At 41.4% G+C, this 13,589-nt stretch carries 11 protein-coding genes; 6 read left to right on the plus strand and 5 right to left on the minus strand.

Annotated features, from left to right (window positions below):
* Positions 1-227: 227 nt before the first annotated feature.
* From ACMHKH_RS12035 to ACMHKH_RS12045, 3 genes are all read right to left on the minus strand, one after another.
* Complete coding sequence (locus tag ACMHKH_RS12035; RefSeq protein WP_413520881.1) at positions 228-1,100, minus strand: ATP-binding cassette domain-containing protein; 873 nt, start codon at positions 1,098-1,100, stop codon at positions 228-230.
* 92 nt (positions 1,101-1,192) lie between these two features.
* Positions 1,193-3,136: a glycine betaine ABC transporter substrate-binding protein gene (locus ACMHKH_RS12040; protein WP_413520882.1), complete on the minus strand. Its 1,944-nt coding sequence runs from the start codon at positions 3,134-3,136 to the stop codon at positions 1,193-1,195.
* Positions 3,137-3,544: 408 nt separating this feature from the next.
* Positions 3,545-5,017, minus strand: a complete 1,473-nt coding sequence (locus ACMHKH_RS12045; RefSeq protein WP_413520883.1) for a coniferyl aldehyde dehydrogenase — start codon at positions 5,015-5,017, stop codon at positions 3,545-3,547.
* Between the two features lie 481 nt (positions 5,018-5,498).
* Between ACMHKH_RS12045 and lipB the strand changes: the two genes are divergently transcribed.
* The 3 genes from lipB (at position 5,499) to ACMHKH_RS12060 (ending at position 7,699) form a co-directional block, all read left to right on the plus strand.
* Positions 5,499-6,353: a lipoyl(octanoyl) transferase LipB gene (lipB, locus tag ACMHKH_RS12050; RefSeq protein WP_413520884.1), complete on the plus strand. Its 855-nt coding sequence runs from the start codon at positions 5,499-5,501 to the stop codon at positions 6,351-6,353.
* A 209-nt stretch (positions 6,354-6,562) separates the two neighbouring features.
* Positions 6,563-7,093 (plus strand): inorganic diphosphatase, encoded by a 531-nt coding sequence (locus ACMHKH_RS12055; RefSeq protein WP_413520885.1) that lies wholly within the window; start codon positions 6,563-6,565, stop codon positions 7,091-7,093.
* 141 nt (positions 7,094-7,234) lie between these two features.
* Positions 7,235-7,699 (plus strand): hypothetical protein, encoded by a 465-nt coding sequence (locus tag ACMHKH_RS12060; RefSeq protein WP_413520886.1) that lies wholly within the window; start codon positions 7,235-7,237, stop codon positions 7,697-7,699.
* Positions 7,700-7,806: 107 nt separating this feature from the next.
* On the opposite strand, the gene ACMHKH_RS12065 is transcribed toward ACMHKH_RS12060, so the two are convergent.
* Complete coding sequence (locus tag ACMHKH_RS12065) at positions 7,807-8,841, minus strand: AraC family transcriptional regulator ligand-binding domain-containing protein (RefSeq protein ID WP_413520887.1); 1,035 nt, start codon at positions 8,839-8,841, stop codon at positions 7,807-7,809.
* Positions 8,842-9,015: 174 nt separating this feature from the next.
* Between ACMHKH_RS12065 and ACMHKH_RS12070 the strand changes: the two genes are divergently transcribed.
* Together ACMHKH_RS12070 and ACMHKH_RS12075 are read left to right on the plus strand one after the other, a co-directional pair.
* Positions 9,016-10,449: a coniferyl aldehyde dehydrogenase gene (locus ACMHKH_RS12070; RefSeq protein WP_413520888.1), complete on the plus strand. Its 1,434-nt coding sequence runs from the start codon at positions 9,016-9,018 to the stop codon at positions 10,447-10,449.
* Positions 10,450-10,597: 148 nt separating this feature from the next.
* Positions 10,598-11,917, plus strand: coding sequence for an iron-containing alcohol dehydrogenase (locus ACMHKH_RS12075; RefSeq protein ID WP_413520889.1), 1,320 nt, complete (start codon positions 10,598-10,600; stop codon positions 11,915-11,917).
* 109 nt (positions 11,918-12,026) lie between these two features.
* Here ACMHKH_RS12075 and ACMHKH_RS12080 read toward each other — a convergent pair whose 3' ends face one another.
* Positions 12,027-13,103, minus strand: coding sequence for a helix-turn-helix domain-containing protein (locus tag ACMHKH_RS12080; protein WP_413520890.1), 1,077 nt, complete (start codon positions 13,101-13,103; stop codon positions 12,027-12,029).
* Between the two features lie 154 nt (positions 13,104-13,257).
* On the opposite strand from ACMHKH_RS12080, the gene ACMHKH_RS12085 reads away from it, so the two are divergent.
* A complete protein-coding gene (locus ACMHKH_RS12085; RefSeq protein ID WP_413520891.1) occupies positions 13,258-13,578 on the plus strand; it encodes a 2Fe-2S iron-sulfur cluster-binding protein in 321 nt (106 codons plus the stop codon).
* Positions 13,579-13,589: the final 11 nt, after the last annotated feature.

Genomic DNA, 13,589 nt, shown 5'->3' on the forward strand with positions numbered 1-13,589 from the left:
GTAGAGAGATAGAGGAATAACCAATATAATTATTGGTATTTACTTATGTTATATGGGGATAAATCCGAGAAAATAAAGAAAAATGTCAATTTAATCAATAGATTAACAATAAAGATAGGCTTAGTCAGACGAGCTAAGACAAGCCAATATAGATTTAGAATGTTGATTAGGCGATTTTAACAACTTCCCGCAGAAACCCCTTATTTCTAAGGCAGTAAGCCGTTCATTTAAGCCTTAGCCCTCATAAATTGCGCGACGTATCCATCAGCTGGATTATTGCGTAAATCGCTTGGCGTACCCGTTTGTACCAAGCGTCCTCCATTTAAAATGCTGATACGCTGACCTACTTTAACGGCCTCATCAATATCATGAGTAATAAAGACAATCGTTTTATTCAGACGCTCTTGTAACTCTAGCAACTGATCTTGCAGTTGGGCACGAATAAGCGGGTCAAGCGCAGAGAATGCCTCATCCATGAGTAATATTGGATTGTCTGTCGCCAGAGCGCGAGCCAGTCCTACGCGCTGCTGCATACCACCTGACAGCTCATCAGGATAGCTTTGCTCCAAGTTTGATAGCCCAACTTCATTAAGCCAGTGGCGAGCAACCTCATGGCGCGCGCTCACGCTCATTTTTCGGACGCGCAAGCCGTAAGCAACGTTCTGTATGACTGTCATGTGCGGTACTAAGCCAAAATGTTGAAATACCATACTGACCGTTTGCTGGCGATACTGTTGCAAGCCTTTATCATTAAGCTCTAAAATATTTATAGCAGACGGAGAATTTACAGTGTCTAATGAATCAATAGAGGGTTTGGCGTTAATAGCCGTATCGACCCATATTTTGCCGCTGGTTGGATCAATCAAGCGATTGATATGACGTATCAATGTCGATTTACCAGAACCTGACAGCCCCATAATACAATGCAACTCGCCCGCTTTAATGTTTAAATTAATATCATAAAGCCCGACCGAATAACCCGTTTGTTGCTTTACTGCAATGCTATCCATACCTTCAGCCAGCAAGGCCAATGCAGACTGTGCTTGCGCGTTACTGGCATTATATATCTTACTAATATTCTCTAGCTGGATATGATTCATGCTGACTCTCGTTATTTTTATTGTTCTATTGATATAGCTTTTATTATCACTGAAGCTATTTGCGTGTCATGCGTCTATCATTAAGCAAACTACTATCCAATCGGATGTTTGCCTGCTTCAATGGTTTTTTGCCGCGCGCGCTTACCTTGACCAAAGGCTTGAGTAATACGATCGATGATAATCGCTACGATAACGATAGCGGTTCCTGCCTGTAATCCCTGACCAATATTGAGCGTTTGAATAGATTGTAATACATCTTCACCAAGCCCAGGCGCACCAATCATAGAGGCAAGCACCACCATCGCAAGTGACATCATTACAGCTTGATTGATACCTGCCATGATACTGGGTAGCGCTTGCGGCAATTTAATCCAAATAAGCAGTTGCAAATGTGTACTGCCAAATGAACGCCCTGCTTCGACCATCTCATGATTGACTTGCGTAATACCCAAAGTAGTCAAACGAATGAGTGGCGGTAGCGCGTAAATAACCGTCGCAAATAGCGCAGGCACCTTGCCAATACCAAACAGCATTAGCACTGGTATAAGATAGACAAAACTTGGCATAGTCTGCATTACATCAAGTATAGGAGTGATGATCTTACGTAGCAGCTTACTGCTCGACATAGCAATACCAATTGGAATACCAATTACCACCGTGACCAACACCGAAACGATCAGCAGCGCCAACGTATCAATCAACGCGCCCCATAAGCCAAACGCGCCAATTAAAAACAAGCCTGCAGCGCACGCCAGTGCAAACCAAATCTTACGTACGCCAAACCATGCTAAGACAGTCACTAACGCAATAATCAGCCATGGCGGAATAATGGTTAATAATCGTTCAATAGGAAGCAATAAATAGGTCAATGCCGCACTACTGATACTACGGAACACGTCACCGTAATTTTGTACGACGCTTGCTAATGCCTTATTAAGTGGCGTCTCAAGTGACCACGAAGGGAAGAAATCTGATGATAAACCTAATGAATTCGTACTAGATGCTGCTGTATTGGTAGCGATCGCAGAGCCTGTTAGACTAATACCTAACTTAGCCGCAAGATTCATCGCCGCTTCATCGGATACCCACGCTTGCCAGACATTGGGGTTTTCACGTAAAAACGCCAACGCTTGCTCCTCCCCACTACGCTTGCTTTCACTCATCTCTAAGATAGCGCCGTTTAGCTCATCAGGGCTAAACTGTACTTTTTTGAAAACATCGGCTAGCTCAGGATTGGTATCGATAAATGGGGTAGATACAGCGATACCTAGAGGTGATACAGGGAATCCTGAAACACAATCAGAAGTGCCATCAGCGAGTAGTAAGTCTTGCCAGCACTCATCTTTATAAGCTGCAAATTCTAGCGCGGCAAAATCATATTTTGCCATTAAGCCAGTAGGCTGCCAGTAATAAAACAATAACGGTTTGTGCTGCTCAAAGGCGGAGGCAATCTCGGCATCGAGAGCAGCACCCGTACCAGGATGCGCATTATTAAACACACTGCCCAAACCAGTATTTTTGAGAAGACGAGTATTAAAAATCTCACACGTCCAACCAGAGGGACAATTCATAAAACGTGACTTACCGGGATTTTCAGGATCTTTAAACAGCTCAGCGTATTTAGGTAGGTCTTGATAACTGCGCAATCCAGGGTTTTCATCCAACACATACTTAGGAACGTACCAACCTTGAGTTGCGCCGCCTTTGAGCGTATCACCGATAACGGCTACTTTGTTCTTTGCAATGGCTTGCTCCATAATTGGAGAGCGTCCAACCCATTGTTCACCAATGACTTGGATATCATTTTGTGACAATGCCGTTTCAAGCGCCGGACCTGCACCGGGCACCTCTGTCACTTGACAACCGTAACCACTCTCGACGATATACTTGAGAACACCCGTGGTGAACTGTCCACTCTCCCATGTTAACGCACCGAATTTAATCGGCGCCTCACAAGTTGGCAAGGCGGCAGCTACTGGTGTAGACAGTAATAGCGAGCTTATGAGCAATAAGCTAAATGCAATCCATTGGCGCACGGTATGTCCTATTTATCATTTTTATTGTGATTAGAATGGCTATCTTTTAGCTTAATAAAACTGATTTTTAACCAAGCGTTTATTGCTAGATATCGATTTAAAAGTAACAGCATTATCGTTTAGACTCACTACAAAGTGTATCGATTTATAATCCTAATGACAAATGCTTATTTATCAATCATTAACACCAATTTTTGCATCAAAATCATGATAAAGCTATAGCTTTTAAATGTTCATATCAGATATTTCGGACAAAAAAATAGCACCTACCTGAATAGATGCTATTTCTTATGCTATGGTTTTCAACGAGCTCAGATTCGTAACTGCTTAGTGATGTCAACTATTAATGTAGATGTGTATTAATAGATTTTAAATCAAATATTTAAGCAATAACCACTTCAAAAATATCTATTTTAAAAACAGCGCCATTGCCTTCTTGAATAAGCCACCATATGGTGGTAGCAAGATATTCAGACCATTCAGTTTAGATTGTACAAAGATAGGTTTCATATGGCTCAAACGCTCGAAGCCCGCTTTACCATGATAAGCGCCGGTACCTGAATCGCCAACACCGCCAAACGGCAAGTCATGCTGTGCCACATGCATAATAACTTCATTGATACACAGACCGCCTGAAACGGTATTGGTTCGAACTTTGTCGATATCACGGCTACTATCGCCAAAGACATATAGTGCCAATGGACGTGGACGCTCATTGATAAAGGCAATGGCATCATCAAGTGTATCATAATGCATAAGCGGTAAAACCGGTGCAAATATCTCGTTTTGCATCAAATCACTCTCAGGCGCGGGCTCGCTGACAATGACCGGCGGCATCAAACGCGTTTCAATATTAGACTTCGCATCAGTAAGTCTATAGACGCCTTCACTTGACAAATCTTCTAAATAACCTTTAACACGCTTAAACTGCGCGCCATTAATTATACGTGAGTAGTCAGGGTTCTCTTCTATATTAGGATAGTGCTTCTCCATCCACTCTCTTGCCAGACGAACAAACTCTTCATGATATTGACGCTGAACTAACACATAGTCAGGCGCAATACAGGTCTGACCAGCATTGAGGGTTTTGCCCATCATGACGCGGTTGACGGCGTTTTCTAAATTAGCACCTTCTAGTATGATTACTGGCGATTTACCACCAAGCTCAAGGGTAACCGGCGTCAGATTCGGCGCTGCCGCTGCCATTACTTTTTTGCCAACTGCGGTAGAGCCAGTATAAAGCAGGTGATCAAACGGCAATGCACTAAAGGCTGCCGCAATATCCACCTCACCAATAACCACGCAAACCATATCTGGTGAAAAATAACGCGATACGGTTTCTGCAAAGGTTTGCGCAAATTGCGGTGCTGCTTCACTCATTTTAATCATCACGCGGTTACCAGCGGTAAGCGCGTCAATCATGGGTCCTATCGCCAAAAACAGGGGATAGTTCCAAGGTACCATGATACCAACAACCCCAAGCGGCTGCGGTAAAATCTCATTATGTGCTGGCATATATAGCGCTGAGATAGATACCCGCTGCGCTTTCATCCACCTTTTACCGTGTTTTTTGGCATAACTAATACCAGTAAAGCTTGGGAACAGCTCAGCAAACTGGGTTTCTGACTCACTGCGATAGCCAAAATCAGCGCTGATGGCTTTGGCAAGCAGTGCTTGATTGTCGCTCAGCATTACTTCTAGATTGTCGAGCTGGTTTTCACGTGTTGCCCAATCGGTAATCGGCTGAGTACGGCTTAATTTTTGCAAGCGTGAAAATTGTGCCTGCATATCTGCCACTGTTTTGATAATACTAAGCCCTTCTTGCTCACCATAACTAGGATGGAGATTTTGCACTTGAGTATCTTGATCGCTGTCTGTCATTTATCTTCCTTGTTATATACGTGAGAGTCGGCACGCTTTATCAAATATAAGACTCTATTGTGGTTATTAGACGCTAAATAGCACTGATATCACTTAATGATCGGTATAAACTTGCTACCAATAAAATAAAGCTTAATACTGAAAACAGCTAAAATTTCATGCTATAGAATACTGATTTATAAGGCATTACTTTATTTAATAGCATTTAATGTAGCGCATTGACACTTTAATGAACAGCATCTTTAGTTGACCCGTGGGTCTGTATAGGATGCGTATCCACTCACACAAATGCTGTCTTTATCTCTAACAGTTTACCTATAGTTGTGTTATTAAGCCCTAATACGACGCTATTTTTATCAGCAAATATAATCAAATTAAACTTTGGGCAGTAATATGAAAACTGCTACACTCGATGACAGCACTGCTAATAATCGCCACTTTCTTACTATTTACTGTCACAAAAATATAAGACCATCCTCTCATGCCATATACTATGCAGCCTCTTAAAACGAATTTAGACAATGAACAACCACTCAATGACATCCTTATTACTAAGTCTTTCTTAGCGGCTGATTACGTATCAACCCTTGATGCTATGTTATCGCGCACATTAGAGCGTATCGCCCTTAAAAAAGAGCAAGGACTGCGCACTCCTGATGAATTATGGATTGTCGACCATAACGATGTCTATACTCTTGGACAAGCAGGTAAAGAAGAGCATATCTTACAGCGCACTAATACTCCTATTATCAAAACAGATCGCGGTGGTCAGGTGACGTGGCATGGCCATGGCCAATTGGTGATGTATTGGCTATTTGATTTGGACAGTATTGGCTGGAGCGTGCGCAACATGGTCTCTCACGCTGAGCAAGCCATTGAGGATGTAGTAAACGACTGCTTAAAAAGCGAGGCATCTACTGATACCATTCATATCAGCGCTCGTGCTCGCCGTGATGCGCCTGGTGTTTATTTATATGCTGATACTAATAACACTGCAAATGAGGTAGAAGATGCCAATACGATTATGCTCGGTAAAATTGCATCGCTTGGCTTTAAAATCAAACATGGTTTTAGCTACCACGGTATCGCCATCAATCTAGATTGCGATTTATCGGCATTTAACGCCATCAATCCTTGTGGCTATGCTGGCATGCAAATGCTGCGTTTGGCAGATTTTGTCAATATGGACAACCGAACGAACCATGCGATAAATGATAATCCTTCTACCGAGCTAGCAAAATCGCTCACCTATGAGCAATTTACTCAAAAACTCATCGAAAATATCGCGCAGCGTCATGCAGGAGACATCGCTTTGCGTGAATTAGCGCCCAAATAAGGCTACTTAGGCTTTTTTGCATAGCCGTTTTGCATAATCCTTTTTTGCATAATATCGTGCGCGCTTAGACTTAAGCATTGTGAGAAAGTTTGTGTCAAAGTTGTTATAATCGCAAACGGTACAAATTGGGCGCAGCAATCATCCTGGCACGCCAATATCTAACCCTTTATCATTAAAGCATTCATAACAAAAGTAAATTGGAGCAATTTATGGCAGATTTTAATAAAATTTTGGACGCAGGCGACGTTGATGGCGGCATCATTAACGTAGTAATAGAAATTCCAACGGGTAGTAGCCATAAAATTGAGTGGAACCGCGAGTTAGCCGTATTCGAGCTTGACCGTGTTGATCCACAGATTTTTGCCAAACCTTGTAACTATGGCTTTATCCCGCAAACTCTTGATGAAGATGGCGATGAGCTTGATGCCCTCATTATCACCGAGCAGCCTTTACCGACTGGTATTTTCTTAAAAGCGAAAGTAATCGGTGTGATGAAATTCGTTGATGATGGCGAAGTCGATGACAAAATCGTCGTCGTACCTGCTGATGACCGTGATACAGGCAATGCTTACAATAGCCTAGCAGATCTACCAAAGCAGCTGATCAATCAAATAGAGTTTCATTTTAGCCACTATAAAGACCTCAAAAAACCAGGTACTACTGTAGTCGAGTCTTGGGGTGACGTAGAAGAAGCCAAAGAAGTTATCAAAGAGTCTATCCAGCGCTGGAAAGATTTATAAATTAAAGTAAAATAATTTTGATTAAAATACCGCAGCTATGATAATAACTGCGGTATTTCTTTGCTTGAATTTTGTCCTTAGAACAAGGTTATAATAACTTACACTATACTTACCTATTATCATGCCTAAATGAGGATTGTCATGTTTGACTCTGATTCAAGCTCAAAGCCTACCAAGGCAAAACTGCCAAAGACTGTTATGATGATGGTCGAAAAAGGCAATATCGTGATGGCAATTACGACTCTAGCTGCCGACGAAAATATCAGTATGGATGCTGCCAAATCTCGCATAGATGCGTACGAGCTTGCGCTAAAAAGTCAGCAGCAGCAAAAACTAAATAGCATCGCAAATAAACAAGGTATCCCAAGCCAAGCCTTTAGCTTTGATAGAGAACAAGCCGAGGACGATACTGAGCGCTTGATTAAAAATAAAGTCAAAAGTACTCCGTCTGAGCAAAGCTTCCAAACTTTAAAAGACGGTCTTGATAATCAGCTGAATAATTTGGGCTATAAAAAACCACTACTCCCTTATTGGGGAAAGCGACTACTCATCATTGCTATTGTAATGGCAGGATTATTTTGGATAATGTGGCGTGTGTTTGGCTAAGTAAAAAGAAGAATAAGGTGTCATACCTTGTAATATTTCTTATAATTTTTTGTACTAGTTGGCGTAATTATCCATATAGTTAATAACCTACATTAGGTGGTTCGCCCTTAAACCAGCACCACATTTTTTGCGGGTCTTTTAGATTTATTTTTCCATTCTGTTGGTGTCATACCGAACCAACTTTTAAATTGGCGGCTAAAAATAGAGAGTTCAGCATAACCAAGCTGGAGTGCAACATCTGTTAGGTCAATGCTCGCTGTGCTAATAATACGTATCGCTTCTTTTTTCCGCACATCTTCTAATAACTCTCTATAGCTTGTTCCTTTTTCTCTCAATTGGCGTTGCACTTTTTTTTGATGTTGCCCCACACACAATGCGACATTTGCAATGCTACAATCGCCCGTGGCCAAGAGCATTTTCATGGCGCTTTCTATTAAAAAAATGTCATTACTGTTAGATTTAGTACTTTCGGTTTCTAATTGTTGCAAGATAAGCTGATTAACCAAATCATCATTAAAGTGGTACGGCTTACGAGCTAAAAGATCTGTGCAAAAATACAAAGCATTCTTCTTGGTATCAAATTCCACCTCACAGTCAAACATTTTAGTTATTAACTGTTGAGATTCAAGCGTGGGATTTTGTTTTAACGTTATTTTTTCTGGGCGCCATGTTGGTCCAATCAAATCTTTTATAACATTGTGCATTAAGCACATAGCAAGTTGTGCCTCCTGTGGTCTATCTATATTTTGTGCATTCTGACTGAGGATATTTAGCTCGGACAATTGATTGGGAAGCTTGTTTGCATAAAAAGTGAAGCCTTCTGCATGCATATCAATGTATTTTTGTGCGACATGCAATGACTCTAATACGCTGTTTTGCCTAGATATGTAAACACCAATGAGACCTATCGTTCGAATATTTTGATTGGCAGCTAGCTTTAGGCCGAAACACTCCTCGTTACAAACTAATCCTGCTAATTCCAATAAATTCAAATATCGATCGTAGTCAATAAGCGAATCTGGTTCATTTATCACCGATGGTAATATACCGACTTTACCGAGAATATCGATAGGATCTTTGCCATAGCTACGAACTAAATCCTCAAAACCGCTTAAGCCGGCTGCCCTGATGTAATTTCCCATACCACACTCCTTTTACCCCGAATTATTAACTTAATGTCCTAAAATGTCAAATTAATGTCCTGTATTATCAAGCGATGCTTTGAATGTTCTGCTAAAGTTTGATAAACAAATGCTCAATAGGAAAGTGAACAATATCATTGAGCCATCACCACATTCGCTGTAATAGGGAAATTTATGCAAATGCCATTCGAACATTTAGATATAGAAAAACAACTACAAGACTGCCTACAACTGCAAAAAAACCACGCACAAAAAGAAGGTATTGAAAGCATCGCTGTAAGAAAAAAGCACTTACAAAATTTAAAAGCATTAATTAATGACAATCGTGAAGCCTTGATTGATGCCGTCCATCGTGATTATGGTAATCGTTCAAGACATGAAACCTTGTTAGCTGAAATTATTACGGTGACAGATGATATTAACAGTAGTATTAAGCATCTAAAAAAATGGACTAAAACTCAAAAACGCAAAGTAGACTTGATTAACTACTTTGGCGCAAAAAACCGTCTGATTCCACAACCTTTAGGTGTCATAGGATTGATTGTACCGTGGAACTTTCCCATCAATTTAATGTTTACCCAGCTCTCTGCTGTCTTTGCAGCAGGTAATAAAGCGATGGTAAAACTATCAGAAAATTCACGCAATCTGGCGGCTTTATTAATTCAATTGATTCCGCAGTATTTTGAGCCTGAAAAGTTGCAGATTTTTGATGAGACGGGTGAGGTGGGCATTGCTTTTTCAAAATTATTTTTAGACCATTTAATATTTACAGGTTCTGGTGCTACTGGCAAAAAAGTCATGGCAGCAGCCGCAGAGAATTTAACGGCCGTGACCCTAGAGCTGGGAGGGAAATCACCTGCGGTGATTGATCCAAACTACCCGCTAGAAAAAACCGTCGAGCGCATCATGTTTGTAAAGCAGTTTAATGCGGGACAAATATGCACCAATATTGATTACCTATTTGTACACCAATCGCAAAAAGAAAAGTTCATCCAAACGGTAGAGGAGTGGGTAAAACAACATGTCCCTGATATCCATAGTAAAGACTATACATCCATCATTGATGACCGCTCGTTTCAACGCTTAAGCCACTGTGTCAGTGAAACACAGGACAAAGGCGCCACGGTGATTAATTTAAATCAGCAAAAAGCTGATGAGATAAGCCGCAAATTTCCATTAACACTGATTCTTAACAGTACGGATCAGATGGAAATTGATACCCGAGAAATCTTTGGTCCCATTCTGATGGTCAAAACCTACCAAGAGCCTGAAGAAGTAGTGACATATATCGCGCAGCGTGATCGCCCATTGGCATTCTATCCCTTTAGCCAAAATAAAGCCTTGGTCAATTATTACATTGATAGTGTGATGTCTGGCGGGGTATCCGTAAATGACGCCTTATTCCATGTTGGACAGCATGATCTACCGTTTGGTGGTGTTGGTGCAAGTGGCATGGGGCACTACCATGGTTATGAAGGGTTTTTAACCTTTTCAAAGCTGCGCCCAGTATTTTATCAAGCACATTTCTCAAGTTTGAAGCTTCTGGCACCGCCATACGGTAATTTTGCCGATCGTGTCCTTAACTTTTTAACACGCATTAAATCTTAGTTTATAGCGCTCAGATACGTTTATAAATTTTCAATCTTTAAAACTATTATTTTAAAGTTCAGTAGAGCCACATATACGGATAAAAAGACTGTAGTGCTCAACCAATTTTGCAGATGAATATTAAAAGTACGACTAAAAGGAAGTTAATATGACTATTAAGAAACCCACAAAAAAGAAACCCACAAATATCGCTGATTCATTACAACATACAGGCTATCTAGCGGTTGCTAAAACTCGAGCTAAAATATTAAAAGTCTTCTCGCTGGTGGTTCCTATGCGAAAGCCGGTATTGTTGGTAGGTGAGAACGCTTGTGATGAGCTGTGTGACATGCTTATTAATGAAGGAAGCACCAATGTATTCATCGTCACTGATGCTGTACTCAATAAGCTTGGGGTACCAGAAAAAGTGACCAACTATCTTCAAGAAAAAAATATTCGCTATCAAATTTACGATGGTATCACCCCTGATCCGACTTCTAAAGTAATAGAGGATGGTCTTCAGCATTCTGTTGATGCTGGATGTGATGTAGTGTTAGCGATCGGTGGCGGTTCAGTGATTGATGCTGCCAAAATGATTGCTATGTGCCAAGGCAATAACTGCAAACCGAAGCAGCTCATCGGTCTCTTTAAAGCCAGAAAACCTTGTTTACCTCTTTACTGTATTCCTACTACCGCTGGCACAGGCTCAGAGGCGACCATCGGCGCAGTCGTATCGGACGATGAAACCCATCAAAAATCTATCGTTGTCGATACTAAAATGATACCCCTAGCAGCAGCTATTGATCCAAAAATCATGCAAGGTATGCCGCCGCACATTACGGCCGATACTGGCATTGATGTCCTGACTCATGCTTTAGAGTCATGGATGAGCGTGAACGCTAGTGCAGAGACCGACTATTATGCAGCTGCTGCTGTTAAAGCAGTGATGCACTACCTGCCAATAGCTTATAAAAATGGTAGTGACCTAAAAGCTCGAGAAGAGATGGGTATCGCTGCTCATTATGGTGGCCTTGCATTAAATAAAGCTGCGCTTGGCTATGTACATGCTATCGCTCATCAGCTCGGTGCGTATTATGGTACGCCGCACGGACGAGCCAATGCTATCGTATTGCCGTATGTGCTTGAATTAAACCGTAAAGCCAGTGAAAAAAGATTGGCAATACTAGCCAAAAAGACGGGCGTTGTAAAAGACAGTGAAACTACTGAACCTACTCAACATAGTGATGCTGAACTAGCAGATTACTTTATTGCCCAAGTGAAAAGCTTAATCGAAAGCATAGGTATTAGTCCTATTGTCAGGGATATGCAAGCGAGTGATTTCGATCATATGGCAAAAGCGGCTGCTAAAGAAGTCAGAGATACTTATGCAGTTCCAGCCTATATGAATGGCTCAGATATTAAAGACATCTTAATGAGAATTAAGATAGCAAGTGAAATGGCGAATCATAACAACTCAGTTAGTGACTAAGTTTAATAGTATGCTTTACAGCTAGCGGCCGTTAATAATATTAACGGCCGCTTTGTGGTTCTAGTTCTCTAATAATGGTTCATGTATCAGGAATCACTCTCAGCTCCAGCTATCGTTGCTCTTTACGATAATCGCTCGGTGTCATACCAAACCAACGTTTAAACGCGCGGCGGAAATTTGCGCTGTCATGGTAGTTTAGCAAGCTAGCAATGGCATCAACCGATAACTCGCTATCACGTAAATAACTACTAGCTTGCTTCGATAATATATTGTCTCGAATTTCTCTAAACGATGAGTTGTTTTGTTTTAATTTACGCGCTAGTGTGCGTTTACTCACGAATAAAGCGGCTGCAACGCTTGCCTCATTCAGTTCGCTTAAAGGATGTGACAGCATGGTTTTTTGTATTTGGTAAAGGTCGCTTGGCGTCTGTGGATTTAATTGGGCGAGCATTAATTCGCATTGTCGCATCGCCAACAGATAACCTTCCTGATTGGCTGAGGCATTAGGAATTTCACATACACTCAAAGGGATACTGACCTTTAAATCGTTGGCTGAAAATGAGTAGCTGCCGGGCAAATAATCTGCGTAGCAATTGCTATAATTAGGTTTAACATGACTAAAATAAAGACTGGCCTCAGTCACTGGTCTTCCTACAATAAATTCTGCACATTCATAAAAAATAACGGCACAGATTTCAGACAACACCCGATGAATAGTTGGGCTTAGCGCAACATCAAATTGAACCAAACAGATGACGGTGTCAGCCTCGATCTGTAGTTTCAGGCGCGCAAAGCTGATACGCGTTGGTAAAAATGCCTGAAATGCTTGCAAGGCAATCAATAAATTAGGGCTACTGTTGGCCAAAAAACCCATCGCACCGTGTGTTGATGGCGTCAAGCGTTGACCAAGTCGTAGGCCAAAATCCTCATGTTCGGATAAATATAAACCGTTGTGCAAAATCTGAATTTGTTGTTGCGCAGTTAGGCGTGTCTCCTCCTGCATAAATTGCTTGGTATTGAGCGATGTAAATTGCAATAACTTTGGAATATCACGAATGTTTAGTGCCAGTTCACGGCCAATAATGCGCGCGTAATTGGACGGAATGGTTGCGGTGTCAGCAACGTTGGCATTGTCAGAACTGTTAACCCATGAAGGTTTTGAATCTACTGATTGAGCACTTATCATAATGACTTCCGATCTAATGTTTTCCATAGCTAAGCTCAATCAATATTGTCTCTTTATGACCCTGTATTGTCAATAAATGACCTCCTTAATTCTTGCTCATCACTGTAGAGTTTAATACCTAGTGAACTATTGTGATTTTTTCGGAGATAAAATTATGGCGATTGTTACTTTTGTTGAACATGACGGGACACAGCATGTGGTTGATGTTGAAGCCGGTAAATCGTTGATGCAGCTTGCAACTGATAATGGCATACCGGGTATTGATGCTGATTGCGGTGGGGAGTGCGCGTGCGGAACCTGCCATGTCATTCTTGAGCGTCAATGGCTGCCTCTTATGGATGATGCAAAAATGGATGAGTTACAAATGCTAGATATGACGCCAGAGAAAACCAGTACCTCGCGGCTGTCGTGCCAAATCCAAGTGTCGGATGCTATGGATGGCATGATGGTACAGTTGCCTGAATTTCAAATGTAATGTAAATAACA

The sequence above is a fragment of the Psychrobacter glacincola genome, from assembly GCF_965118485.1.
Lineage (GTDB): Bacteria > Pseudomonadota > Gammaproteobacteria > Pseudomonadales > Moraxellaceae > Psychrobacter > Psychrobacter glacincola_D.